Source organism: Salimicrobium flavidum (genome assembly GCF_900156645.1).
Taxonomy (GTDB): Bacteria; Bacillota; Bacilli; order Bacillales; family Halobacillaceae; genus Salimicrobium; species Salimicrobium flavidum.
Map to the genome: position 1 here is coordinate 39,474 of NZ_FTOC01000010.1, position 25,787 is coordinate 65,260.

Consider the following 25,787-nt stretch of genomic DNA (forward strand, 5'->3'; position numbering starts at 1 on the left):
TACTGAGGGAAAGACCAGAGGAAGGGAAGATGGGATATGGCAAAGAAGAAAAAGGAAAATGGTAAAAAACGTTTTGAAGTGGAAGAAGGGGAAACGATCGATCAGTGCCTCGCGCGCATAAGTGAGGAAGGGTATATGCCTATCCGTCGTAACGAAGAACCGGTTTTCCAGGAAAAAGACGGGGAAATGGAACCGACTGGAAGAAGAATCGTCTTTGAAGCGAAGAAATCACAGTAAAAACCGAACATTAAAATGTTAAAATTTTAAATAATTCGTATTTTGTTGACATTATATTGATAGAGTTGTTATGCTTTGGATAGAAAAACGGATAATACGAACCTCATATAGAACGATGATACGGATCGTTCGTCTCTACCCGGTCTCCGTAAATGACTGGACTATGAGGGGAGAAACACGGGTGACGTATGTCCTGTGGACCCTCCTCTCTTGTAGGGAGAAGGGTCGCAGGATTTTTTTATGGTGAAACAATCAGGGCTAGTCTTAGGCGCCTATCCCCCCAGAAAGATATAAGCCGTGATTCAGAATGAGGAAAACCACCGCATTCAAAACCCCGACTTATACTTCGGGGGATGATCAGGCGCTAAGAACTTTTCTTGGATAGGAGGACGAGGTAGTGGCAAAAGTCGGTGTGATCATGGGAAGCATTTCGGATTGGGCGATTATGGAAGAGGCGTGCAAAGTGCTTGAAGAGCTGGGTGTGGATTATGAGAAAGAGATCATTTCCGCTCATCGCACACCGGAGGACATGTTCCGCTACGCAGAGGAAGCAAGAAGAAACGGGCTGAACGTAATCATAGCGGGAGCCGGGGGAGCGGCTCATCTCCCGGGGATGGTGGCATCGAAAACCACACTTCCGGTGATCGGCGTTCCCGTGGAGTCCAAAGCGCTGAACGGGATGGATTCGCTTCTATCCATAGCTCAAATGCCCGGAGGAGTACCGGTAGCTACCGTATCGATCGGAAAAGCCGGGGCGAAAAACGCAGGGATCCTGGCTGCAGAGATGATCGGTAGCTTTGATGACACAGTCGCCCGCTCCCTGGAGGACTACAAACAGGGACTGAAAGATAAAGTCGAAGAAATGAGGAGGGACCTCCATGAACGTGATTGAACCGGGACAGACGATCGGGATTCTCGGAGGCGGACAGCTCGGACGTATGATGGCGACAGCAGCGAAGCATATGGGGTACCGTGTAGCTGTGCTCGACCCGACTCCTGACTGTCCGGCTGCCCAAGTGGCGGATGTTCATATCGAAGCAGCCTATGATGACGGGGCGGCCGCTGAAGAACTCGGCACCTGGTCAGATGTCGTCACGTATGAATTCGAAAACGTGGATGAGGAAGTATCGCGATTTTTCGAGAAAAAAGGAAAGCTTCCCCAGGGCTCCTTATCTCTTTCCGTCTCGCAGAACCGGGAAAAAGAAAAGGGATTTGCTGAAAAGGCGAATATTAACGTGCCAGCCTACCGGATCGTTCAGACGTATGTTGAAGTGAAGCAAGCTGTCCGAGATATCGGGTACCCGGCTGTCATGAAGACGATCAGCGGCGGGTACGACGGGAAAGGTCAATTCCTTCTCCGAGAGGACGCGGATCTGAAGGAAGTGGAAAAAGAGATAGGTGACCATAGATACATTGTCGAAAAGTGGCTGAATATTGATAAAGAAGTTTCCCAGGTGTTCACACGTGACCAGGAAGGAAACATATCGTTCTTCCCGGTGGCGGAGAATGTCCATAAGGATCAGGTGTTGTTCACGACTACCGTGCCGGCATCCATCAGTGGAGTGCAGCAGACGAGCATCCAAGAGCAGACAAAAGCGCTCGCGCTTGAGCTTGGCGTTGTCGGAACGTTTGCTGTGGAATGGTTCGTAAGTGACGGAGAGATTTATTTCAATGAAATGGCCCCCCGCCCTCATAACTCCGGACACTACACGATCGAAGCGTGTAACGTCTCCCAGTTCGAACAGCATATCCGGGCGCTATGCGGGCTTCCGCTTCTACCGGTTCACACGTTCCCGGCAGCCAAAATGATCAACGTACTGGGGAGGCATCGTGAATCTCTTTTTCATTCTCTTCCGGAGGATAAGGTTCACGTGCACGATTACGGAAAGCATGAATCACGTCCCCAGAGAAAAATGGGGCATGTTACGATAATAGGGTCGTCCCTGGATGACATAAAAACGGGCGAACCTGCCTGGATGAAGAGTTGGTAAGGAGGAGATGGAATGATTGAACGCTATACGAGAGAAGAGATGGGAAAGATATGGGACGAAGAGAATCGCTATCAGGCCTGGCTTGAGGTCGAGATTTTAGCCTGTGAAGCATGGAGCGAACTCGGAATTATCCCGAAAGAAGATGTGGAGAAAATCAGGAAAAACGCAGGCTTTGATGTAGAAAGAATCGAGGAAATCGAAGCGGAAACAAGGCATGACGTCGTAGCGTTCACCCGCGCCGTTTCGGAGACGCTCGGCGAGGAACGGAAATGGGTGCACTACGGACTTACCTCGACAGATGTCGTCGATACTGCTTTGTCGTATGTATTGAAACAGGCGAACGACATATTGCGCCGGGATATCGTGAATTTCATCGACATCCTCGGGGAGAAAGCGAAAGAACATAAACATACGGTCATGATGGGCCGGACACACGGAGTCCATGCCGAGCCGACGACATTCGGTCTGAAGATGGCACTTTACTATGAAGAGATGAAACGTCACCTGGAAAGATTCGACCTCGCTGTGAAGCAGATGGAAGTCGGAAAACTATCCGGCGCTGTCGGAACGTATGCGAACATCGATCCGTATGTCGAAGAATACGTCTGCGGGAAGCTGGGTCTAGAAGCCGCGCCTGTTTCCACACAGACATTGCAGCGGGATCGTCACGCTAACTATGTGTCCACGCTTGCGCTTATCGCCGCTTCCATCGAGAAAATTTCCATTGAAATCCGTAATCTTCAAAAAACGGAAACGCGGGAAGTGGAGGAGTATTTCGCCAAGGGTCAAAAAGGGTCCTCCGCGATGCCACATAAACGCAATCCGATCGGTTCCGAAAACATGACGGGCATGGCGCGTGTATTGCGTGGCGATATGGTCACGGCTCATGAGAACGTCGCCCTTTGGCATGAGAGGGACATCTCCCACTCCTCGGCGGAAAGGATCATTCTTCCGGACGTTACGATCGGACTCAATTACATGCTGAACCGTTTCGGTAACATCGTGAAGAATCTCACCGTATTCCCGGACCGGATGAAAGAGAATATGGAGAAGACCTACGGGTTGATTTTCTCCCAGCGTGTCCTGCTTACGTTGATCGATGAAGGAATGGTACGCGAAGAAGCCTACGACCTCGTGCAGCCGAAAGCGATGGACGCATGGGAACGCGGTGTTCCTTTCAGGGAGCTGGTCGAAGCGGATGAAAAGATCACTTCCGTCCTTTCGGCGGAGCAACTCGAGGCATGCTTCGATTATCGGCATCATCTGAAAAACGTCGACCGGATTTTTGAACGGATCGGTTTATCTTAAGCGTTAAGCGCCCGCATCAGGCGGGTGCCTCCCCTTTTAGGGGATTACTATACCGGAGGTGGAACGATGCAAGAACTGATGTATGAAGGCAAAGCGAAACGGGTATTTTCCACGGACAATCAAGAAGAGCTGCTGCTTGCATATAAAGATGACGCAACGGCTTTCAACGGCAAGAAGAAAGAGTCTTTCCGTGGGAAAGGAGAACTGAACAACCGTATTTCCTCGGAAATTTTCCGAAAACTCGATGAAAGAGGGGTATCCTCCCATTTCCTGGAAAGGCTGAGCGACACGGAACAACTGGTGAGAAAAACCGCTATCATTCCGCTCGAAGTAGTAGTCCGTAACATCGCGACCGGAAGCCTGGTGCGACGCATAGGTATAGAAGAAAAGACTGCGCTCACTCCGCCACTGCTCGAACTATATTATAAAAATGACGAACTCGACGATCCTCTGATCAATGATCGCCACGCTTTGCTGCTGGCTGACATCACCCCGGGAGAATTGATGAAAATCAAGGAGAAGGCGCTCGAAGTGAACGACGTATTGCGTGAAATTTTTGAAGATTGCGACTTATCGCTGGTCGATTTCAAACTGGAATTCGGAAGCACCGGAAACGGAGACATCATTCTCTCGGATGAAGTGTCACCGGATACCTGCCGGCTCTGGGACAGGGAAACCGGAGAGAAAATGGATAAAGACGTCTTCCGTGAAGGGACGGGAGAACTCGTTCCTGTATACGAGAAAATTCTACAACGACTGGAGGATTCGACATGTGCAAAGTGAATATATATATCACATTGAAAGAAGCGGTCCTGGACCCGCAGGGGAAAGCGATCTCGCAATCGCTGAAGGACCTTGATTATGACGGCGTCAATGACGTCCGTGTCGGGAAGTATATGCAGGTGGAACTTGAGAACAGGGAGAATGCGGAACAGAAGATCGAGGAAATGTGCCGCCGTCTGCTTGCTAATCCGGTCATCGAAGATTATACGTATACCATTGAGGAGGTCGTCTAGTGAAATTTGCGGTTATTGTGTTTCCAGGTTCGAACTGTGACGAAGATATGTATCACGCTGTTTCCGGTGTGCTGGGCGAAGAAGCGGAAATGGTCTGGTTCAAGGAGGCGGAGCTCGAAGCGTATGACGGTGTGCTGCTTCCTGGCGGATTTTCCTATGGAGATTACCTTCGCTCTGGCGCGATCGCTTCGGTATCGAAGGTCATCGATCAGGTGAAGACGTTCATCGCTTCCGGCAAGCCGGTTCTCGGCGTCTGCAACGGCTTCCAGGTCCTTCTGGAGATGGAAGAACTGCCGGGAGCCATGCTCAGAAACAGGGATCTGACTTTCATGTGCCACGAAGAAAGTCTGGATATCCGGAATAACAGAACGATGTTCACTTCGCAGTATGGAACGGGAGAAACGATTTCTCTGCCGATCGCCCATGGAGAAGGGAATTACTACTGTGACAAAGAGACATTGGAGACATTGAAGGCGAACGATCAGATCGTATTCACGTACAGAAATAACCCGAATGGGTCTACTGCGGATATTGCAGGGATTACGAATGAACAAGGGAACGTACTAGGGATGATGCCGCACCCGGAGAGAGCTGTAGAAGAGCTGCTCGGGAATGAAGATGGAGTGCGTCTATTCGAATCGATAGTGAAGAACTGGAGGGAGACACATGCCGTTGGTAACTGAAATCAGTCCGGAAGTCATCGAACAGGAACAGGTGTATAAAGAAATGGGAGTGACCGAAGAAGAATTTCTTCATATCAAAAGACTTCTCGGACGCGCACCGAACTATACGGAACTCGGAATTTTTTCGGTGATGTGGTCGGAACACTGCAGTTATAAGCATTCCAAGACATTGCTGAAGCAGTTCCCGACGGAAGGAAAACACGTGTTGCAAGGTCCTGGTGAAGGAGCGGGAGTCGTCGATATCGGGGATAATCAGGCGGTGGTTTTCAAGATTGAAAGTCACAACCACCCTTCTGCGGTCGAACCGTACCAGGGTGCTGCTACTGGCGTCGGCGGGATTTTGCGTGACGTATTTTCCATGGGGGCGAAACCGATCGCTATCCTGAATTCGCTGCGCTTCGGGTCCCTTCAGCAGTCGAGGGTGAAATTCCTGTTCAGGGAAGTGGTACATGGGATTTCCGGATACGGAAATTGTGTCGGAGTACCGACTGTCGGCGGCGAGGTGCAGTTCGATGATGCCTATAACGGTAATCCTCTCGTCAACGCGATGTGTGTCGGGCTGATCGATCATGGCGATGTGCAACAGGGGGTAGCGAAAGGTGTAGGGAATACAGTCATGTACGCCGGAGCGAAAACCGGCAGAGACGGTATCCACGGAGCTACTTTCGCTTCTGAGGAATTGAGCGAAGACAGTGAATCGAAACGTCCTTCTGTTCAGGTCGGTGACCCGTTCATGGAAAAACTCCTGATTGAAGCCTGTCTCGATGTGATCCATCACGACGCTCTTGTAGGTATTCAGGATATGGGAGCAGCCGGACTGACCTCCTCCGCGAGTGAAATGGCCAGTAAAGCCGGTACCGGGTTGAAAATGAATCTCGACTGGATTCCTCAGCGTGAAACGGGGATGACCCCTTACGAAATGATGCTGTCGGAGTCCCAGGAACGGATGCTGCTCGTCGTGGAAAAAGGACGGGAAGAAGAAATAGCGGCCGTGTTCGAAAAGTACGGCCTCGAAGCTGTGGCGGTCGGAGAAGTGACGGATGACAAACGGTTCGTTCTTGAACACCAGGGAGACGTGGTGGCCGATGTGCCGGTAGACGGACTGGCGGAAGACGCTCCTGTCTACCAGCCGGAATCAAGAGAGCCCGCTTATTTTCAACAATCACAGCGTCAGTCCTATGTTCCTGAAATACGGAATCCGAGAAACGTGTTGCGGTCTCTGCTGAAACAGCCGACGATCGCCAGTAAGGAGTGGGTCTATGATCAATACGACTCCATGGTCCAGACGAATACTGTCGTGAAACCCGGTTCCGACGCGGCAGTCCTGCGTATCAAAGGAACGGACAAAGCTGTAGCGATGACGACCGACGGCAATTCCCGGTACATTTATCTCGACCCGGAAACGGGAGGGAAGATAGCTGTCGCTGAAGCTGCCCGTAACATCGTCGTTTCAGGGGGAGAGCCGCTCGCGATTACGGACGGACTGAACTTCGGGTCTCCGGAGAATCCGGAAGTGTACTGGCAGATGGAAGGAGCGGTGCGCGGCATGAGTGAAGCGTGCACGAAGTTCTATACTCCGGTCATAAGCGGGAACGTCTCCCTTTACAACGAAGCGTTCGGCGGGCATGCGATCTATCCGACGCCGGTGGTCGGAATGGTCGGACTCGTCCGGGAAACGGCCCACATTACGACTTCGGATGTGAAACAGGCCGGGGATCTGCTTTATGTAGTAGGTGGAGCGAGTCCGGAATTCGGAGGAAGCGAACTGCAGGGAATGCTCGAAGGAAAGCATTACGGACAGGCACCGGAGCTTGATCTGGAAACGGAACACAGAAGACAGCAGCAGGTATTGGAAGCTATAAGAGAAGGAGTCGTTTCCTCGGCTCACGACCTTGCGGAAGGCGGATTATCCGTGGCCCTGGCAGAAACTCTTTTCAAAGAAGATCTCGGCTGTGAAGTCGAAATCCACGGAGACGTAGTGACGGAACTTTTTGCTGAAACGCAGTCCCGTTTCCTCCTCTCTGTAACACCGGAGGACGCCGGGCAGCTTGAAGAGCTTATACCTGAAGCTAAGTTCCTCGGCAAGGCCAGTGAACACGGGAGGTTTCATATCATCAGAAACGGCGCTACCGTCATCGATGAACCGATACAAACGCTAAAAGCGGATTGGAAAGGAGCTATTCCATGCATGGTGAAATCAGAGGGCTGAATGAAGAATGTGGCGTATTCGGGGTTTTTGGACATCCGGATGCCGCGCAGTTGACGTATTATGGACTTCATGCTCTTCAGCACCGGGGACAGGAAGGCGCCGGTATTGTAACGACGGACGGAACGAAGGTACATGCTGCGAAGGGTCACGGGCTGATCAACGATGTTTTCACCCAGAGCCAGCTGGATGACCTGACCGGTCATGCGAGTGTGGGACACGTACGCTACGCAACGGCAGGGGATGGTGGTTATGAGAATATCCAGCCGCTGCTTTTCCGCTCCCAGACCGAAAGCATGGCGCTCGCTCACAATGGTAATCTTGTGAATGCCCAAGGGTTGAAGAGTCAGCTGGAAGCTCAGGGGAGTATCCTGCAGACGACGTCGGATACGGAAGTGATCGCCCATCTGATCCAGCGGGCGGGGCACATAAATAAAGAAGAGGCGATCGCCCAGGCACTGACGATGATCAAGGGTGCGTATTCACTCGCGATATTGACAGAAAAATGCATGTACGTGGCGATGGACCCGCGCGGTATCCGTCCCTTATCAATCGGAAAGCTCGGAGATGCCTACATCGTATCTTCGGAAACTTGTGCTTACGACGTCATCGGTGCCACCCACGTCCGTGACGTGAAGCCGGGAGAACTGATCATAATCGATGAGGACGGAATGCGGGTGAAGAGTTTCTCCGCACCCATACAGCGCACCCTTTGTTCCATGGAATACGTCTATTTCTCCAGACCCGATAGCAACTTAGACGGGAAAAATGTGCATGCGTCACGGAAAACGATGGGCAAAAACTTGGCGAAAGAAGCATACGTGGAGGCGGATATAGTGACCGGGGTCCCTGATTCCAGCATCTCCGCGGCCATCGGGTACGCGGAAGCGTCCTCGACCCCTTACGAACTCGGTTTGATCAAGAACAGGTACGTCGGACGTACGTTCATCCAGCCTTCCCAGGAACTGAGGGAACAAGGGGTGAAAATGAAATTATCCGCGGTAAGCGGGATTGTAGAAGGGAAACGTGTCGTCATGGTGGACGATTCTATCGTGCGGGGAACGACGAGCCGGAGAATCGTCAAGATGCTGAAAGAAGCCGGGGCTACGGAAGTACACGTACGTATCGCGTCGCCTCCGCTCAAAAACCCTTGCTATTACGGGATTGACACCTCCACCTCCGGAGAGCTGATCGCGGCTAATCATTCGATCGAGGAGATGAGAGAGGAAATCGGGGCGGATTCTTTATACTTCCTGAGTACCGATGGCCTCGAATCAGCGATTCATGATGGTGAAGAATCTATGGAGCATGGGAGTTGTCAAGCCTGCTTTACAGGGAACTATCCGACGGAAATATTCCCTTCCACGATACCCCCATACGAAAAGGAGTAGCTTATATGAGTGAAGCGTACAAACGGGCCGGAGTTGATGTAGAAGCCGGCTATGAAGCAGTAGAGCGTATGAAAAAACATGTCTCCTCGACGCATCGCGAAGAAGTGATGGGAGGACTCGGTTCGTTCGGAGGTCTGTTCGACATCAGTGGTCATGCCTATGACGAGCCCGTACTCGTTACCGGTACAGACGGAGTGGGCACGAAACTGAAGCTCGCTTTTGAGATGGACAGACACGATACGATCGGAGTGGATCTCGTAGCCATGTGTGTCAATGATATTGCGGCACAGGGAGCGGATCCGCTCCTCTTTCTCGACTATATCGGCTGCGCGAAAAACGACCCGGATGTCATCGAGGCGATCGTGAAGGGAATCGCTGAAGGTTGTAAACAGGCCGGGTGTGCCCTGATCGGCGGGGAAACTGCGGAGATGCCGGGAATGTATAACAGCTCCGAGTACGACCTGGCCGGATTTACGGTCGGTATGGCCGATAAACAGAAGCTGATTACCGGGGATGATGTAGAAGAAGGGGATGTTCTCGTCGGACTCCCTTCTTCCGGCGTCCATTCCAACGGTTTTTCACTCGTACGTGCCATTGTGGAACAAAACGGATTATCACTCGAAGAGAAGTATTCTCTCTCCGCTCCCTTAGGTGATGTTCTCCTTACCCCTACGGCTATTTATGTGAAAGATATACAGACGCTGAGACAGCGGACGAATCTGCACGGGATCGCCCACATCACAGGGGGAGGATTTTATGAGAACATTCCCCGGATGATGCCGGAAGGACTTGGTGCTAAAATAGACGTATCACGATTTTCGACACCGGAGATCTTCCCGTTTCTGAAGCACTACGGTAAGTTGACGGATGAGGATATGTACGGCACGTTCAATATGGGCATCGGTATGGTCATTGCTGTTACGGAAGAGGATGCTCAAAAAGCGGTGGAAACTGTCGAAGGGGCAGTCATCATCGGTGAAGTGACTGCTGCGGAGGGAGTGGATATTCTATGACGAATATAGCAGTATTCGCCTCAGGAACCGGTACGAATCTCGATGCCCTTCTCGGTGCGATAGACCGGGGAGAGGTGGAAGGCGAAGTGTCCCTCCTCGTCAGCGACAAACCCTCTTCGAAGGCTGTAGAGAAGGCGAAAACCAGAGGGATTGAAGTACTCTCCTTCCAACCGTCTGACTTCAATGGAAAAGCCGCCTATGAACAGGTGATCCTCGGTGCCTGTCGGGAACACGACATCGAATGGATCGTGCTCGCCGGGTTTATGAGACTGATCGGTACGACGCTGCTCACTCCTTTTGAAGGCCGTATTCTTAACGTCCACCCCTCACTATTGCCGGCGTTTCCTGGTAAAGATGCGGTGGGACAGGCTTTCGATGAAGGGGTGGAAGTGACAGGAGTGACCGTTCACCTTGTAGATGAGGGAATGGACACCGGACCGATTCTCGAGCAGCAGGAAGTGCGGATCGAAGCGGAAGACACAAAGGAAACCGTGCAACAAAGAATTCAGAAGGTCGAGCATGTCCTCTACCCGAAAGTGGTGGGAGAGCTCGTGAAAGGAGAGGGAAAGTATGACAAAGCGAGCATTACTGAGCGTTTCAGATAAAGAGGGGCTGGACGTATTTGCGAAAGAATTGAAATCTCTCGGATATGAACTCATTTCCACCGGAGGTACGAAGCGGATCATCGAAGAAGCGGGAGTGGAAGTCCGTTCGATTTCCGAAATTACAGAGTTTCCGGAAATCATGGACGGACGCGTGAAAACGCTCCACCCTGCCGTACATAGCGGTCTGTTGGCCAAGCGCAACAATGAGGAACATCAGAACCAGCTGAAAGAACTCGGCCTTGGCACCATCGACCTCGTGGCCGTGAATTTATATCCGTTCAAAGAGACGATTGCGAAAGAAGGAGTCTCGGAGCAGGAAGCGATTGAAAATGTCGACATCGGCGGTCCTACGATGCTCAGGTCGGCAGCGAAGAACTTTGAAGACGTCGCTGTCATTACCGACCCTTCCGATTACAGTCGGGTGACGGAAGCGTTGGCACAGGGGGACCTTTCTTATGAGTTGCGTCGTGAGCTTGCAGCGAAAGTGTTCCGCCATACTGCTCACTACGATGCACTGATCGCCGAGTATTTCACGGAACTCACCGGGGAAGAGAACCCGGAGACCGTGACGAAAACGTATGAGCGCGTCCAGGGGCTCAGATACGGGGAAAACCCGCACCAGTCCGCGTCTTTCTACAAAGAAGTGAAAGAGGACAAAGGATCTCTGGCTTACGCCGAACAGCTGCATGGGAAGGAGTTATCCTACAACAACATCCAGGACGCCAATGCGGCTCTAGAAGTGGTGGCTGAATTTGCAGAGCCGGCTGCTGTCGCCGTGAAGCATATGAATCCTTGTGGTGTCGGAAAAGCGGATACAATATCCGAAGCTTTCAGCAAAGCATACGAAGCCGACCCTGTGTCGATTTTTGGTGGCATCGTCGCCTTGAACCGTAGCGTGGATAAGGAAACGGCCGAACAGCTCAGCGGTATTTTTCTCGAAATCATCATGGCTCCTTCCTATGAGGAGGAAGCGTTCGAGATTTTAACGAAAAAGAAAAACGTACGGATTCTGAAGGTGGATGCGTCTGTCGAGGATAGGGCGAAGCAGAAAACTGTCAGTGTACGCGGCGGGCTTCTCATCCAGGATAAGGATAAAGGGACGCTCGATCAGGTGGAACTTGAGACGGCGACGGACCGGGCTCCGACGGAACAAGAGCTCGAGGATATGAAACTGGCCTGGAGTGTCGTCAAGCACGTGAAGTCGAATGCAATCGTCGTCGCCGGGAACGACCGGACACTTGGAGTCGGTGCGGGGCAGATGAACCGTGTCGGTGCAGCAGGTATTGCTCTTGAGCAGGCCGGCCAGAAAGCAGAAGGAGCGGTGATGGCATCCGATGCGTTTTTCCCGATGCCGGACACGGTGGAAACGGCGGCCCAAGCAGGAATCAAAGCGATCATCCAGCCCGGAGGCTCGAAGCGTGACCAGGACTCGATCGACGCATGTAATGAACACGGAATCGCCATGGTATTTACAGGAATGCGTCATTTTAAACACTAAAAGGAGGCGCCTATGAACGTTTTAATCATCGGCAGCGGAGGACGGGAGCACAGCCTCGTCCAGAAATTGACCCGGCATCAGCACAATGTTTTCGTCGCTCCCGGCAACGACGGAATGGAAGAAGCGACACTCGTTGATATTCCGGAAACGGATTTTGACGCACTCGCCAGCTATGCGATAGAGAAAAACATCGACTGGACGATTGTAGGTCCGGAGAACCCTTTATCAGAGGGAGTCGTCGATGTATTCAAAAAGCAGGGGCTCAACGTTTTCGGTCCTGATAAATCGGCAGCGTTGATCGAAGGCAGCAAACGGTTTGCAAAAAAATTGATGAAAGCATACGACATTCCGACAGCCGATTATGAAGCTTTCACGGATATAGAAAAAGCTCACGCCTATATCGAAGAAAAGGGAGCCCCGATTGTAGTGAAAGCGGATGGCCTCGCTGCCGGCAAAGGTGTAGTCGTCGCTTCCACGACCCAGGAAGCGAAAGAAGCAGTCTCCTCGATGCTCGAAGGGGACAAATTCGGTAGTGCTGGACATGAAGTCGTAATCGAAGAGTTTCTGGACGGGAAGGAATTTTCCCTGATGGCGTTCGTGGAAGGGGAGAAGGTGTATCCTATGCTTCCGGCGCGCGATCATAAGCGGGCGTATGACGGCGATGAGGGGCCGAACACCGGCGGCATGGGCGCGTTCGCTCCGGTAGCGGACCTTTCTGATCAAAAAGTGGATGTAGCGGTAAATGATATCCTTATTCCTGTAGCGAAAGCGATGCAACAGGAAGGACGGCCGTTCCAGGGAATTTTATATGCCGGTCTTATCGAAACGGAAACAGGAGTGAAGGTCATCGAATTCAACGCACGATTCGGAGACCCGGAGACTCAGGTAGTACTCCCGCTTTTGAAAAACGATCTTATCCAGGTGATCGAAGATGTTACGAATGACGTCGATCCCCGTCTTGCATGGAGGGACGAGTGCTCGGTCGGTGTAGTTCTCGCCTCCGCCGGATATCCTGGCGCTTATGAAAAAGGGAACCTCCTTCCTGATCATGGACACGGCAGCGGCTGTTTCACGTACGCCGGTGTCAGACAACAGGGAGAGGCTTTCGTCGGTAATGGCGGCCGGGTCCTGATGGCCGGAGCTGTCGGATCTGATCATGAAGAAGCGAGGAAGGTCGTTTACCAGGAGCTTGAATCTTTTGCGGATAACGATGATTTCTATTACAGAACGGATATAGCCAAAAAGGTTTAACGAAGCCTCCCGGGATTTCAGAAATCCCGGGAGGTTTTTTGATACATACGGTTGCTGAAAGCGGTGTAACTGTACTTGAAAGAAAAGAGTGTTCTTTATTGTTATGTCTACGTTAAAGAATATTGGTAGTTTCTTCTTAAAATTGAAGAAGAGTTTTATTTAATAGTGAAACTTAGATTTTTCTCATTCGTATATAAGTTACATTTAATGGAATGATGCGTGTAGAAATTTAGATGAATCTAATTCAAGGTGGTATTAAATATGTCTGATGATGTCATTACGATAGTAGCCATAGTGTCTCTTGTAATATGGATTGCGATCTCCAAAGAGGCTGTAAAACCTTCTGAAGAAATAAATTGGCGAAAAATGATAACTTTACTGTCCGCGGGATCTTTATCGGCATTTGTTCTAACCGTTTCGCTTGCTCAGAGTCTACCGTTTTAAGTCCTTGAATAGAGATTTTCAACGGGCCAGTATAATGGAGAAAGGTGAAAACCAGCTAGCGAATATAGGGTTAGGAAATAATTTACATATATATTCAGAAATAACTGATCAACTAAGGGCAATCCCAAACTCTTCCCGCATCGAGTGAAACCTTTCTCATATTTAAAACGTCATTCTAACAGAAGATTAGGGAGGGGACAGGTGTGCAGGGATTAGGAATTATAATTGAGCTGTTAATGTTCGTTGTCGACCACCAATTCGCCAAAGAAGTAACACAAAAAGATATAGAAAATAATATAGAAAAGTTGAAAAAATATCCCTGGTTCCAGGACTATTTGAAGAACGGGCAATACAGGGAGTTGATTACCCATCATAAAGATGTGCGTCACAGAATCGGGAAGTTTAAGACGGAAAAACTGGATCATGTTCACTATAATGCTAAGTGCCATGGAAAACTGGAAAAAGTTTTAGAACGCTATAACTGATTTGTGACTGCAGATGATTACCCAGCCATAATTCTGCCTACATTAACTTATGCGGCAGTCACAATACGCAGAAAAAATTATTATAAATGAGGAGATTATCATGGTAGATCATAAATTAGAGCGTACCTTATTCCCTGCTTATCCAAAAATGAAAATAATCTCTGATACATTGATAAATAGTATCGCAGTAATTATCCTGACGGGGTTGTTTTGGTTATACTATTATTTCACCTGGCCTACGTGGACTTTCTGGATATTGATTGCTTTACTGGTATTTACGGTGGTGGGGACGTTCTGGTCGTTTGTCGAACCTAAACTACTTTACCGAAACTGGAGTTACCAGTGGAATGAAGAATACTTGCAGTTAAGCTATGGCGTGTTAAAAAAAAGAATGAGTGTCAGTACCAATGACAAAAATCCAATCCGTTTCTACAGTTCAGGGACCGCTAATGAAACGGTATAACACTCGCTCCGTTAAAGTAGAGGCCATTGGTTCCTCCTATACGATTCCTGGATTGGAAGCTGGTTAATAGGAGAGATAAAATTTAAAAAAAGAGTCCGGGACAACACGAATAATCGGTTCTCATGAGTAATGGAAGAAAACCACGAAGACTCCTGTGAGAACAACACGCGCTGAAGATCCAATGAATCAAGAGGTCCTTGATGCATTTAGCTGAGGCCGTGTCGATGGAAAGCCAAGTATTTTTCTTCCATAATAATTCAATGGACTGAATATAGAAAAAATCCGATAATAAATTGTTCGGATTTTTTCTTATGAGATTAACTTTTGGCCCAGTTTCTTTTTTTATAGTTCGTCTTCTGCATCTGCAAAGACACTGATTTCGTGTTCCGCATATGATACAACATCTATTCCTGATCTAAATTGAACCTGTGTGTGAATCTCAGTAGCGGCGAACCGCTGCCCTGTCCAACCACTTCCGAATTCAATAACATCCGCAGGTTCTATTCCGTAATCTGTAACATTCCAATCGACCCACTCTTCAGTAGTTTGTACATACTTTTCAATTTTCACATCATCGTCAAATGAAGCTGTAACTTGAAATTGGTAAGGGTAACCAAGTGTCACGTCGTACTCATGGGAGTCAGTTTCATCTGGCTTTGTATCTTTAAGGTCATCACCAGAATAAACTAAGTTATGGTCGGCATCTATGGAGTTAACTCTCCAACCACTGTCCTCAATATAGAATGATAAGTTGTGTTTTATTGAGAAATGGTCAACGCTTCCCCCGTAAGAATCATTAATCTGTAATAAGTATTCGTCATCCCGAATTATTCATACCTTTGAATAATTCGGGACTGCAGCTATATTTTTGATGGCTGGATGCAATCAAGAGATTGTGCCGGGAAGCTCACCGAATGATTCTATAGAAAACGTGAAGGACCAGGGGGAAGGGCTACTTGATGGTGTAAAAGGAGAGCTGGGTCAAGAAATATCTGATTTTGAAGCGGATACGGAAGAATGGATTCTTGATAATGCTAATAACTTTTTCACGGAAGAAACATCGACCACGCAGCGTGTCGATTAGGTTGTGGATGGCGACACGATCAAGTTAGTCAACGGTGATAGTGTGCGTTTTTTGAGCATTGATTCTCCGGAATCCACTGGTGAGTACGAAAATGACCCTATGCCTTACGGAGAAGAAGCTAGTGCATTCGTAAAGGAGCATGTCCCCGGGGGAAGCCTGATTACTATTGTCTTCGATGGAGACAAGCGGGACAAGTACGATAGACTGTTGGGTTACATAGAGCTCCCCGATGGCCGTGATCTCAACAAAATGTTGCTAGAAAAAGGGGATGCCGAGATAGCGTACGTCTATGATGATTATGAAAGACTAGGCGCTTACCGAGAAGCCGAAGAACAAGCAAAACAACAAAACAAAGGAATATGGAAACTAAATGGGTGAAAAGCGCGTATAAACGAAAAAAGTATTGAAAAGATGTTCACTGAATAATCAAGATGAAATCCGATAGTGTGAAAGAAGCTTTCCTAGAACATTAATCCACTACTTCGATTTTCATTGAATCAAGAGAGAGCTTTGCTTTTTCAAGTTTTTTAAATGTTTTCGACATATCTTCTTCTATATAGTCTTTGTTACCTTTTCCATCAATCATTTGACCATTTATCTCTAAAGAAGAGGTTCTAGCAATTAAGTTGTATGTTCCTTTCTTACTAATTGTAAAGGTTGCTTCATAATGAAGAGACTGTTTAGGGGCAAGGTTCGTTGTTAGTTGAATATCTTCTCCACGTGAAATTTCCTGGTTTGCGACACTAAATAACATAGGGGGGCGTCCATGACTTAATTTTATAGGACTTTCAGATTCATTCGAGATTTCTCCCTTAACAGAAAATTGTTTACCTTTTTCTACTTTTTGAGGATAAATAATTGAAAATGATAGTCTCTCTGATGCTATTGATATTTCTGTATTTTCATTATTGACATCAGTTTTTTCATTATTACACCCGGTTAATAGTGCAAAAGAAGATAGTAATACTATCAAAGTAGAAAATATTCTAATTATTCTCCCCTCCCTTAACTTTATATAAATCAGGTTATATTTAGTATTTTACCCTCATTAGACATAATTGTAAATAAATGATAGAATTTTCAAAAAAGGAGGAAGTTAAATGAAGTTTGTCAACAAATTAGCCGTTGTTTTTTCGCTTTGTTCTTGTTTAGTATTATTAATTGGTTTTTCTGTAAGCGCTTCATCACAAAATTCGTTCGAAGTAATAGGCAACACAATTAATGATGAAGAAAAAAAGATTTCCGAAGATTTTCAACCTATTAGAGACACTGTAGAAGATACTATTGTATCGGAATTCGGTACAGATTTTCTTCATAATAATGTTTCAGTAACTATGGAATATAAAGGGAAAAAAAGTAGAATAGTGATTAATTATAAAGAAAACGATAAACATTTTAAAAAAATTAAGAAATTAATTCAAAAGTCAGTCCCGGAACAAAAGATTAAATTTAACAAAATAGACTACACACCAGAAGAGCTACATAAATTCACTAAAGAGATGATTGACTATATGAAAAGCAATAATACAGTGAGGAATAAGTTAGCTGGTATTGACCCTGATGCAGATAAAAGTGTGATTTATGTTCTTTACAAAGAAAAGTTATCAAATATTGAAAAAAGCAATTTCAAGTCTATATTCAAAAAAACAAAATTCGTGAAGACCAAAAAGAACTCTGGTTTTAAGGAGGAGATAAGCAGATCTAAAAACTATAACAAATTAGGAGGAGGTATCAGAATCGACGATGGTGGTGGATGCACCGCTAATTCTGTGGCTAGAAAAGATACTAGGTGGTTTTTGATTACTGCAGGTCATTGCCTAGAAGCGGATGGAGGCTATACCTTACAGAATAATTTGATTGTAGGGACTGACCACGCCCAATTAGATGGGCGTGATATTGATGCAGGAGTTGTACTGCTTGATAGTACTTCAAGTATAACAAGATATTGATGTTTATACAGATGATACAGTGGTTGAAATACCATAATATAATATCTTCAAAGGAGATTTTTCAATTAAGAAGAGGAGAAGCACTATGTGTCTTCTCCTCTTCTTAATTCTTATTTAATTAACAGGGGAAGCTCAATAAATTTGCGTTTCTATATCAAATGCACCCTGGCACGCAAAAAATTGGATCGTCAACACAAAACTAGACCATTTTGTTAAGGTGTTTCCGGCGATAAGCGGCCGGGGTAAGGTAGCCTAACGTCCCGTGAATGCGGATGTTATTGTACCAGTGAACATAATCGAATAAGGCGAGCTCCAATTCCTGAAGCGTTTCAAATGTTTCTCCATAGATGAATTCCGTTTTCAGTACCTTATATGTAGCTTCGGCAACGGCATTGTCATAAGGGCATCCTTTTTCACTCAGGGAACGATCAATATCAAAGGTTTCAAGTAATTCTTCGATGGCCTGGTTTTTAAACTCGTTGCCTCTGTCGGTATGAAAGAGGTGAATGTCCCTCAAGTTGAATCTGATACGGAAAGGTTAGAAAATATTATGGATTACCTTAAACATTGAGGACCAGAACTTAAAAAAGAAGTTAGAGCTTAAGCTGAGAGCTTTAAATGCTCAGGAATCCTTTCAGAACATGGTTCGATACGAAAGACTTCGAGGAGATGGCTTTACAGCATTGGGAATGACTGAAAGCCAAGACTTTCAATTGAGTGATTCAGTAGAAACTGCAAGGCTAAAATCCGTAGACTATTTACATCCATTTTCTTCTCGGAAGGTTTCAAAGATGAATGTCATTGACGATGTTTTTTCTCCTGAATTCGGAGGGCTAGATCCAGACAAGCTCGATTGGTCATTTAGCTTCAATCCATTATGGAAACTAGATAGCCAATCGGATGCCGAAATTCGTAAGAAGGTTGCTGAAACGGATGCGATTTATCTTACAAACCAAGTCATTACATCCGATGAAGTTCGTGAAAAGCGCTTCAAAGGATCATCCCTAAGTGCCGAGCTAGACTTCAGTGAGGATGAACTAACTGAATTGGATAAGAGCATCCAAGACGCGAGGGATAGCCATGGTCAATCAACCTAAAGTGCCAAAGAGTTCTTTTCCTACAGCCATTTCCGTCAGTTATTACCCCGGGAAAAGTCAGCTTGTGGATCTTAACAGAAAGAATCTGTGGAATGTTTTTACCAACGAAATAAAACCTTTGATTTATGAATACCGCCGTCAGATGGATAGCGGTCTTTTTGTCGTTGATTTTGAGAACATTCTTGCTAAAATCACCAACCTGTTGCAAAAGGATCGTGAGTTCTCAACTCAATTTGTGTTTTCACCAAAGGCTATAAATGAGTTAGCCAATAGCTTTGTAAAATCTATAAATGCTTTTAGCAAGGACACTTTCAAGGGTCAAATGCAGAAGGTACTAGGTATTGACCCTATTGGTCGAGAGACGTGGTTAGAGTCTTTCATGGGATCCGCCGTCAGTGAAAATGTCAGCTGGATTAAAAGTATCGATAAAGACTATCACGATAAAATCCAAACCATCGTGCTACAGGGTGTCCGGCGTGGTCAATCCATTAATGAAATGGCTGAAGCGATTAGCAAGGCATCAGGAGCAAGTAAGACGAGAGCGAAGTTTATAGCACGAGACCAATCCGGGAGCATCCTGGGGGACTTAACTAGGACTAGACATCTTAATGCTGGCATGAAGAAGTTTGTTTGGCGTGATAGCGATGATGAGCGTGTAAGAGATAGCCACGCTGATTTAGATGGGAATGTGTTCACATGGAAAGACGGAGCGACGGTTAAGGGGCGCGAGGAAGTCTCTCAGTTAATGCAACGGCAAAAGAATTTGAAAACAGAAAAAGTGAATGATGAGGATAATAGAGTCCGCCGTAAAGGGTAGGGCTCTTTCTTACGATTAGTCAAGTGATTTCTGGAAATTTTTTCAAAAGAGATGACCTTCTCTTTTTGAGGAGTAGAAATCATATTTTAAGCCACACTAAACAACCCTCATGATGTCTAAATTTCAAAAGGGGAGAGACTGTGGTATCATGTAGGTGAGATGATGCAGGGTGCTAGCCTGTAATCATACATCTCGTTTTGGTTGACCAAAAAGAATATTGTTTTCAGGAGCTTGTTCATGTAAGCGACGACCGCAACCTTATGACATTTGTTATTGGGTTGCTTTTTTAATTTGTAATAATAATCAACGATATGATTGTCTCCTGATAGCTGACTCCTGATCATATTTAAGATGATGATATACAGAAGTTTTCGGAGATGCTTATTCCCGCGTTTGTTGATCTTATCCTTAGCCAGGAATTTTCCGGACTGATATCGACGGATATCAATCCCGCAATAGGCATTCAACTGTTTATGCGTAGGAAAACGCCTTACATCACCAATTTCCGCTATGAGGCGCACCGCACTATGTTCACCTATGGCAGGGATACTTCTCAGAATGCGAAACTCTTCCAGAGGTTCGGCTAATTTCGTCATCTTTTGTATACACGCATCCTTCTGGTGGAGAAGTTCCTGGAATCTAACCGCATACATACGCGCCTGATCACAGATGACATCTGTGCTGCGGGCGGCAGGGTAGGAATTGCTTGCTGCCTCTAATAACTGGATCGCCTTTTCTTCTGCTTTTTTGGGGGAGATCCTCTTCCCTGTGTTTTTGAGTAACTTATTCTTAATGACTGTTTTTGAATGGGGAAGCACCAGGTCAGGGTGGGGAAAGAGTTGGATGAGATTCAGAAACAGTGCCGACTTGGTCGTGAACATCGTCTCGATCTACGGGAAGGTCTCTTGTAAGGCCCTGTGCAACCTATTTCGGACAATGCTGAGTTCCTCATCCAATTCCTCATAATACCTGGAGAGTTGATTCAATTGACGGAAGCGATCCCCGGACTCTTCTTTAATTCGGCGTTCATACGCGAAGTGAGTCAGGGCTAACTGATGCGCGTCGCTGCGATCGGTCTTGTGAATCCGCAGACCGTCACTTTGAAGCTTCGCTTCAAGAGGGTTCAATAAACAATAGTCGTAGCCATTGTCGCGCATGAAGCGTTCTAACGGTTTGGAATAACTGCCGGTTGCCTCAAATACGATGCGTGGTTGTTTTCCATAAACATCGGTTATGTTGTCGATCAATTCTTGCAGAGCTTGAAATTCAGACTTGGAATGGATGACTTCCCTTTCCAGATCGCATTTCTTCAAAGGATTGTATAAAACGAAATAGCTTTTCCCCATACTGACATCGAAGGCCAGGACATGGTTCATAACATCTCCTCCATTCCTCTGGATTGAAGCTTCACCACTCCTTATTCAATCTCATTTCTTATACACGATCTCCAAGGATCCAACATACTCAAACCTGACTTGAATAAGGTGGGTGAAGGTAGCCGGTTTTTATTACGAATTCAAGATCCTAAGAGCCCTCCGGCTTACTCTTCCCCTCTACTATAATTAAAAATAGTAGTACAAACCAATGCCTTGGTTCGTACTACTAATCTTAGTATGTTTTTAATGCTTGAAGGGGGGAGTTTGAGTAAGAAGCAACGTTTTGATCGAGCGTTTATTAAAGATTACAACGCAACTGAAGAAGGTTACTTGACCGTTAGGGATGTTGTGACCAAGCCGGGGGTTTATCCCTATGGACGTGAGGATGGCTCGATTCAAAATGAGCTCAAGCATCCGGGTGACATTTATTCCGATCGTACGGTCCAATCTTGTAATGCAAAGCCCGTCACTGACGACCACCCTAATGAGCCTGTCAACATGAAGAACATCAAAGCATATGGGAAAGGGATGTCACACACGGACGCAAAAGTCCAAAGTGGTGACATTATGGTTGGCTTTACGATTACGGACGAGGCACTTATTGAAAAAATTTATGACGGTAAGCGTGAAATCAGCTTAGGGTTCATGACAGACCTGGTTGCTGAAGATGGTACCTATAACAATAAGAATTATCAGTTTAGGCAAACCAATGTAGAAGTGAATCACATCGCTACCGTAGATCAAGGGCGGGTAGGACCCGAGGCAGCTATAAAGGGGGACGCCTGCAGGACTAGCATGAAAGTGAAATCACCGGAATCGATCCTAGGGAGAATCCAGAAAGTCCAGAGTCAAAGCCTGAGGCAAGTCTCGTCTGGCAGGTACGAAAATCAACAACAAACGATAACAGAGCCGATATTTTAAGGATTCATATCGAGTATGTGAAGGTCAAAGGTTTCCTCAGAATAAAAAAAGGAAGGCCTGAATGCCTCCCTCTGCATAATTCACATATCCTTAGGATTTGATAAGATCTTCGCCTTCGTTCGTTCCATCAATAACTAAAGGAGTATTCAACACTCGTGAAATACTATATAAGGTTGATTCGCGGGGTTCGGTAAGCCCACTTTCAATCCTCGCTATAGTAGATTTAGCAACACCGACTGCATCAGCTAATTGTTGCTGAGTTATTTTTTTCTCATGCCTTGCCTTGATTATTTGAGCAGATACTCGGGCATTTTGTTTTAATTCGTCAACGCGTTTTTTTCCAACTACACCGGCCAGTCTTTCTCCAAAGTCTTTTTCCAACTACCTCACCCTTTCTTGATAGGATACTTCGGTGGATTTTCTCCACAATATTCAAAGTAAGCATCCTCAGCTGGAATAATATCTTTTCTCTTAATGTCGCCATTGTACTGTTTATCAAAATGATGCATAAGAACAACTTTGTGATAATCGTGAATCGTATATAGGATTCGATGATTACCACTCCCTTTTGATTGAATTCCCCATCTACAAATCTTCTCTAGTGTTGTATTCCTCGTAATTGGTTTGATGAGTAGAGGAGGTTCTTCTTCAGCATTTTCTATAAGCTCATTTTCAAAGTTCTGAACAGTTCCATTTCTTTTGGCATATTCAATACTGAAAAAGTTTTTGTCCATAATGTCTACCTTCCACAACTGATTATCGATGCTTATATGATAGCATAAATGCACCTAAAATTAAAAGTTGTTCTTCTATTGTTATGGCTACGTTAAAGAATATTGGTGATTTTCTTGTTGAACTAAAGGGCAAGTTTGTCTAATGGTGAAACTTCAATTTTCCTCATTCGTATGTAGGATATATTTAACGGAAAAATATGTGTGAAATTTAAATCAAGGGAGTGTTAAATATGTCTGATGATTTCATTACTATAGTAGCCATAGTTTCTCTTATGATATGGATTGCGGTTTCCAAAGAAGCTGTAAAACCTTCAAAAGAGATCAATTGGCGAAAAATGATAACTTTACTGTCTGCAGGATCTTTGTCGGCATTGATTATAACCATTTCGCTTGTTCAGAGTCTCCCGTCTTAATTTCCTCAAGAGAGACTTTCAACTGGCCAGTATCTTGTGAAAGGTGAATTCCATCCAGCAAATCAAGGGTTGTGAAAGAAAATACATAAACTTCAGTATAACTGATCAATCACAGTTAATCTCAAACTATCCCCCGATTAGTGAAACCTTTTTCATTTCTGAAACGTCTTTCTAGACGAAAATAAGGGAGGGGTTAGGTTTGCAGGGATTAGGAATAATATTTGAGCTGTTAGCTTTAGTTGTCGATCACCAATTCACTAAAGAAGTAACAGAAAAAGACGTAGAAAATAATATAGAAAAGTTGAAAAAATATCCCTGGTTCCAGGACTATTTGAAAAACGAGCAATACAAGGACTTAATTATCCATCATAAAGATGTACGTCACAGAATCGGAAAGTTTAAGACAGAAAAACTGGATCATGCTCACTATAATACAAAGTGCCATGGAAAGCTGGAAAAAGTATTAGAACGCTATAAATGACCTGCAAACCAGGTGATTGCCAGGGTTTCTTAGTGCATTAACTTATGCAGCAGTCACATCAAGCAGAATAAATTGTATAAATGAGGCGATTATCATGGTAGATCATAAATTAGAGCGTACCTTATCCCCTGCTTATCCAAAAATGAAAATAATCTCTGATACATTGATAAATAGTATCGCAGTAATTATCCTGACGGGGTTGTTTTGGTTATACTATTATTTCACCTGGCCTACGTGGACTTTCTGGATATTGATTGCTTTACTGGTATTTACGGTGGTGGGGACGTTCTGGTCGTTTGTCGAACCTAAACTACTTTACCGAAACTGGAGTTACCAGTGGAATGAAGAATACTTGCAGTTGAGCTATGGCGTGTTAAAAAAAGAATGGGTGACTGTACCGATGACAAAAATTCAATCCGTTTCTACAGTTCAGGGACCGCTAATGAAACGGTATAACACGCGCTCCGTTAAAGTGGAAACCATGGGCTCCTCCTATACGATTCCTGGGTTGGAAGAAGGTATAGCACTGAGTCTCCGGGAGGTTATTGCGGAATATGCAAAACTGAAGGAAGTGGATGAATGATGCGGTACCATCCATTAACGATTTTATTTCGTATCTACAATTTGGTTAAGAACAGCGTATTTATTGCTCTCCTTTTATTTGTGGTGAACGGAGGATCTGATTCCTGGCTCTTCGAATATGGGAGATATGCTTTTTTAGCAATAATTCTTTGGCGGGTCATTTACATTATTCTGGCCTGGTTTTTTGAAAAATATCATTGGGAGAACCAGACGTTCCATATGCGGAAAGGAATTTTTGTGAAGAAATCCAGCACCATTCCATTTTCCCGAGTGCAGAATGTAACGAAAAAAACGACCATTTTCCATAAACTGTTCGGATTGACCTCTCTGTCACTGGAGACAGCGATGGATGGGGAGGACGATTCGATTTATTTTGAAGTGGTTTCCAAACAGCATGCGGACTTTTGGGTTAATTTAGTACAAGAAGAAACCAAGGTAAAAGAGACCACTCGGGAAGAGGCCGTACACCAATCAGAGATTGACCCCATGCAGGGAACGGTGGATTATGAGGAACAGTACCAAAAACCTGAGCGGGTGGTCCACTTTACTGCTAATAAGAAAGACCTGATCAAGGCCAGCTTTACCAGTTTAAGTTTCCTTGCGATCATTCCGATTACCTTTGCGGCTTATGATTATCTGGAATCATTTTTACCGGCCCAAGATGAAATGGAGGGTGTCTTCCAGGCTGTGGTCGGGAGCGTTTGGCTGATAGTTATAATTGCCACTTTGGCATTGATTATAGCAGTCGGCTTTGGAGTGAGCAGAACATTTATCCGCTACGGAAACTATCAAATTTCCTCAGACAATCGACGTATCTACATAGATAAAGGAGTACTGGATGAAAGTTATTTCGCCATTGAGAAAAGAAAGGTTCAAGGATTGGAGATAACCCAGTCATTGATGAAACGGATTTTCGGGCTGGCGGAGGTGAAAATCATCAGTTCTTCCAGTAGTCCGGCAGGTGGTAACGAAAAAGCTGATATCAACTCCCTTTATCCCTTTTTGCCGGTAAAAGAAGCGTATCGGTTAATCGAAGAGATATTACCCGGATACCGGTGTGACGCAGAGTTGGAAAAACTCCCCCTAATCTCTTTATGGGTGAAACTTCTCACGCCAAGCTGGCTGTGGATTGTCTCAACGATTGCTTTGATATACTTCAAGCCTGACTTTTTCCAAATACAACAGATATGGTGGATTTTGATCATCGTATTGTTCTGTTTAGTAGTTTTGCAACGCGTGCTGGATTACACGCATACGAAATACGCTGTTACCGACGATCAGGTCCAATGGTGGAGTGGCGGGCTAACGACCAAAATGTTTATGACTAAAAGGAAAAACGTGATCGGACTGACTTATTCGCAAACAAAGTTACAGAGATATTTCCGGGTGGCATCGATTACTACGGTGAACCGCTCTACACCTGTAAGGATGGAAAAAATTAATGATATTCCATTTTCGTTCGCCCGCAAGATGGAGGCCTGGTATCTCGACCGTAGAAAGGAGATAGAAATCACCGGAAAGTAATGAAGGTAAGAAAAGCAGTACGTTTCGACTTCCTTTCTTTTCTGGGGAAAAGGGGTGTGGGAATAAATATTTGTGGAGGGGCTGGTTAATTATTGTTGCTCATTTTCCGAGCATAATTCCTGTAAGGAGCATTCCTGTAAGGAAAGAATGTGAGGATAAACCGGGGAATATGACAAATGCATAAAAAAAGCCCCCTTGGTACGATAGAGAGTGTCATC

The 25,787-nt window shown here is 45.9% G+C and carries 30 protein-coding genes, 2 pseudogenes and 1 riboswitch; of the genes and pseudogenes, 26 read left to right on the top strand and 6 right to left on the bottom strand.

The genetic code is table 11. The features are described 5' to 3' along the window. Positions 1–36 precede the first annotated feature (36 nt). From BW944_RS12470 to BW944_RS15470, 16 genes are all read left to right on the top strand, one after another. Positions 37–237 (top strand): NETI motif-containing protein, encoded by a 201-nt coding sequence (locus BW944_RS12470; protein ID WP_076560200.1) that lies wholly within the window; start codon positions 37–39, stop codon positions 235–237. Between the two features lie 83 nt (positions 238–320). Continuing rightward, positions 321–421: riboswitch (purine riboswitch) on the top strand. 213 nt (positions 422–634) lie between these two features. Further along, positions 635–1,129: a 5-(carboxyamino)imidazole ribonucleotide mutase gene (gene purE / locus BW944_RS12475; protein WP_076560202.1), complete on the top strand. Its 495-nt coding sequence runs from the start codon at positions 635–637 to the stop codon at positions 1,127–1,129. Beyond that, positions 1,116–2,228, top strand: coding sequence for a 5-(carboxyamino)imidazole ribonucleotide synthase (gene purK / locus BW944_RS12480; protein WP_076560203.1), 1,113 nt, complete (start codon positions 1,116–1,118; stop codon positions 2,226–2,228). The genes purE and purK overlap by 14 nt, the downstream gene beginning before the upstream one ends. Positions 2,229–2,240: 12 nt before the next feature. Continuing rightward, entirely contained in the window at positions 2,241–3,536 is a 1,296-nt protein-coding gene (purB, locus tag BW944_RS12485; protein WP_076560204.1) for an adenylosuccinate lyase, read from the top strand. Between the two features lie 66 nt (positions 3,537–3,602). Continuing rightward, positions 3,603–4,319 carry a phosphoribosylaminoimidazolesuccinocarboxamide synthase gene (purC, locus tag BW944_RS12490; RefSeq protein WP_076560205.1) on the top strand — a complete coding sequence of 239 codons (717 nt, stop codon included), beginning with the start codon at positions 3,603–3,605 and terminating at the stop codon, positions 4,317–4,319. Then, positions 4,307–4,552: a phosphoribosylformylglycinamidine synthase subunit PurS gene (gene purS / locus BW944_RS12495; protein WP_076560206.1), complete on the top strand. Its 246-nt coding sequence runs from the start codon at positions 4,307–4,309 to the stop codon at positions 4,550–4,552. The genes purC and purS overlap by 13 nt, the downstream gene beginning before the upstream one ends. Beyond that, a complete protein-coding gene (gene purQ / locus BW944_RS12500) occupies positions 4,552–5,235 on the top strand; it encodes a phosphoribosylformylglycinamidine synthase subunit PurQ (RefSeq protein WP_076560207.1) in 684 nt (227 codons plus the stop codon). The genes purS and purQ overlap by 1 nt, the downstream gene beginning before the upstream one ends. Further along, entirely contained in the window at positions 5,219–7,444 is a 2,226-nt protein-coding gene (gene purL, locus BW944_RS12505) for a phosphoribosylformylglycinamidine synthase subunit PurL (RefSeq protein ID WP_076560208.1), read from the top strand. Before purQ ends, purL begins: the two co-directional genes overlap by 17 nt. Further along, the gene (purF, locus tag BW944_RS12510) at positions 7,420–8,832 is read left to right on the top strand and encodes an amidophosphoribosyltransferase (protein ID WP_076560209.1); all 1,413 of its coding nucleotides are present in this window, start codon (positions 7,420–7,422) and stop codon (positions 8,830–8,832) included. Before purL ends, purF begins: the two co-directional genes overlap by 25 nt. Positions 8,833–8,837: 5 nt before the next feature. Continuing rightward, complete coding sequence (purM, locus tag BW944_RS12515) at positions 8,838–9,845, top strand: phosphoribosylformylglycinamidine cyclo-ligase (RefSeq protein ID WP_076560211.1); 1,008 nt, start codon at positions 8,838–8,840, stop codon at positions 9,843–9,845. After that, complete coding sequence (gene purN, locus BW944_RS12520; RefSeq protein WP_076560213.1) at positions 9,842–10,450, top strand: phosphoribosylglycinamide formyltransferase; 609 nt, start codon at positions 9,842–9,844, stop codon at positions 10,448–10,450. Before purM ends, purN begins: the two co-directional genes overlap by 4 nt. Continuing rightward, positions 10,416–11,948 carry a bifunctional phosphoribosylaminoimidazolecarboxamide formyltransferase/IMP cyclohydrolase gene (gene purH, locus BW944_RS12525; RefSeq protein ID WP_076560215.1) on the top strand — a complete coding sequence of 511 codons (1,533 nt, stop codon included), beginning with the start codon at positions 10,416–10,418 and terminating at the stop codon, positions 11,946–11,948. Before purN ends, purH begins: the two co-directional genes overlap by 35 nt. 12 nt (positions 11,949–11,960) lie before the next feature. Beyond that, positions 11,961–13,199, top strand: a complete 1,239-nt coding sequence (gene purD / locus BW944_RS12530) for a phosphoribosylamine--glycine ligase (RefSeq protein ID WP_076560217.1) — start codon at positions 11,961–11,963, stop codon at positions 13,197–13,199. 647 nt (positions 13,200–13,846) lie between these two features. Further along, a complete protein-coding gene (locus BW944_RS12540) occupies positions 13,847–14,128 on the top strand; it encodes a hypothetical protein (protein WP_084193744.1) in 282 nt (93 codons plus the stop codon). A gap of 100 nt (positions 14,129–14,228) precedes the next feature. Further along, positions 14,229–14,591 (top strand): hypothetical protein, encoded by a 363-nt coding sequence (locus tag BW944_RS15165; protein WP_200806523.1) that lies wholly within the window; start codon positions 14,229–14,231, stop codon positions 14,589–14,591. Then, entirely contained in the window at positions 14,578–14,658 is an 81-nt protein-coding gene (locus BW944_RS15470) for a hypothetical protein (protein WP_407690087.1), read from the top strand. Before BW944_RS15165 ends, BW944_RS15470 begins: the two co-directional genes overlap by 14 nt. A 275-nt stretch (positions 14,659–14,933) precedes the next feature. Here BW944_RS15470 and BW944_RS12550 read toward each other — a convergent pair whose 3' ends face one another. Next, positions 14,934–15,215, bottom strand: a complete 282-nt coding sequence (locus BW944_RS12550) for a hypothetical protein (protein ID WP_076560222.1) — start codon at positions 15,213–15,215, stop codon at positions 14,934–14,936. A gap of 247 nt (positions 15,216–15,462) precedes the next feature. Between BW944_RS12550 and BW944_RS12555 the strand changes: the two genes are divergently transcribed. Continuing rightward, positions 15,463–15,675 carry a hypothetical protein gene (locus BW944_RS12555; protein ID WP_143525716.1) on the top strand — a complete coding sequence of 71 codons (213 nt, stop codon included), beginning with the start codon at positions 15,463–15,465 and terminating at the stop codon, positions 15,673–15,675. Positions 15,676–15,678: 3 nt separating this feature from the next. Further along, positions 15,679–16,053 (top strand): thermonuclease family protein, encoded by a 375-nt coding sequence (locus BW944_RS12560; protein WP_076560226.1) that lies wholly within the window; start codon positions 15,679–15,681, stop codon positions 16,051–16,053. A gap of 91 nt (positions 16,054–16,144) precedes the next feature. Here the strand turns inward: BW944_RS12560 and BW944_RS12565 are convergent, their stop codons facing one another. Then, a complete protein-coding gene (locus BW944_RS12565; RefSeq protein ID WP_076560229.1) occupies positions 16,145–16,648 on the bottom strand; it encodes a hypothetical protein in 504 nt (167 codons plus the stop codon). A 127-nt stretch (positions 16,649–16,775) separates the two neighbouring features. On the opposite strand from BW944_RS12565, the gene BW944_RS12570 reads away from it, so the two are divergent. After that, positions 16,776–17,624 (top strand): hypothetical protein, encoded by an 849-nt coding sequence (locus BW944_RS12570; protein WP_076560231.1) that lies wholly within the window; start codon positions 16,776–16,778, stop codon positions 17,622–17,624. 199 nt (positions 17,625–17,823) lie between these two features. Here BW944_RS12570 and BW944_RS12575 read toward each other — a convergent pair. Next, positions 17,824–18,126 (bottom strand): annotated as a pseudogene (locus BW944_RS12575) (IS3 family transposase); the annotation flags it as partial. A 52-nt stretch (positions 18,127–18,178) separates the two neighbouring features. Between BW944_RS12575 and BW944_RS12580 the strand changes: the two are divergent. Then, positions 18,179–18,721, top strand: coding sequence for an anti-CBASS protein Acb1 family protein (locus BW944_RS12580; protein ID WP_268794112.1), 543 nt, complete (start codon positions 18,179–18,181; stop codon positions 18,719–18,721). Then, positions 18,705–19,538, top strand: coding sequence for a phage head morphogenesis protein (locus tag BW944_RS12585; RefSeq protein WP_076560235.1), 834 nt, complete (start codon positions 18,705–18,707; stop codon positions 19,536–19,538). Before BW944_RS12580 ends, BW944_RS12585 begins: the two co-directional genes overlap by 17 nt. A gap of 146 nt (positions 19,539–19,684) precedes the next feature. On the opposite strand, the pseudogene BW944_RS12590 reads toward BW944_RS12585, so the two are convergent. Further along, positions 19,685–20,914: pseudogene (locus tag BW944_RS12590) on the bottom strand (IS110 family RNA-guided transposase). 264 nt (positions 20,915–21,178) lie between these two features. Between BW944_RS12590 and BW944_RS12595 the strand changes: the two are divergent. Then, positions 21,179–21,835: a DUF2213 domain-containing protein gene (locus tag BW944_RS12595; protein WP_076560237.1), complete on the top strand. Its 657-nt coding sequence runs from the start codon at positions 21,179–21,181 to the stop codon at positions 21,833–21,835. Between the two features lie 90 nt (positions 21,836–21,925). Here BW944_RS12595 and BW944_RS12600 read toward each other — a convergent pair whose 3' ends face one another. Then, positions 21,926–22,216: a helix-turn-helix transcriptional regulator gene (locus BW944_RS12600; RefSeq protein WP_076560239.1), complete on the bottom strand. Its 291-nt coding sequence runs from the start codon at positions 22,214–22,216 to the stop codon at positions 21,926–21,928. A 5-nt stretch (positions 22,217–22,221) separates the two neighbouring features. Continuing rightward, positions 22,222–22,569, bottom strand: a complete 348-nt coding sequence (locus BW944_RS12605; RefSeq protein WP_076560241.1) for a type II toxin-antitoxin system RelE/ParE family toxin — start codon at positions 22,567–22,569, stop codon at positions 22,222–22,224. Between the two features lie 230 nt (positions 22,570–22,799). Between BW944_RS12605 and BW944_RS12610 the strand changes: the two genes are divergently transcribed. The 4 genes from BW944_RS12610 to BW944_RS12625 all read left to right on the top strand — a co-directional run bounded on the left by BW944_RS12610 (position 22,800) and on the right by BW944_RS12625 (position 25,569). Continuing rightward, on the top strand, positions 22,800–22,982 hold the full coding sequence (locus BW944_RS12610) for a hypothetical protein (RefSeq protein WP_076560243.1): 183 nt from the start codon (positions 22,800–22,802) through the stop codon (positions 22,980–22,982). A 199-nt stretch (positions 22,983–23,181) separates the two neighbouring features. After that, positions 23,182–23,463, top strand: coding sequence for a hypothetical protein (locus BW944_RS12615; protein ID WP_084193749.1), 282 nt, complete (start codon positions 23,182–23,184; stop codon positions 23,461–23,463). Positions 23,464–23,557: 94 nt separating this feature from the next. Beyond that, complete coding sequence (locus BW944_RS12620) at positions 23,558–24,046, top strand: PH domain-containing protein (RefSeq protein WP_076560247.1); 489 nt, start codon at positions 23,558–23,560, stop codon at positions 24,044–24,046. After that, entirely contained in the window at positions 24,043–25,569 is a 1,527-nt protein-coding gene (locus BW944_RS12625; RefSeq protein WP_076560249.1) for a PH domain-containing protein, read from the top strand. The genes BW944_RS12620 and BW944_RS12625 overlap by 4 nt, the downstream gene beginning before the upstream one ends. The last annotated feature ends 218 nt before the right edge of the window (positions 25,570–25,787 follow it).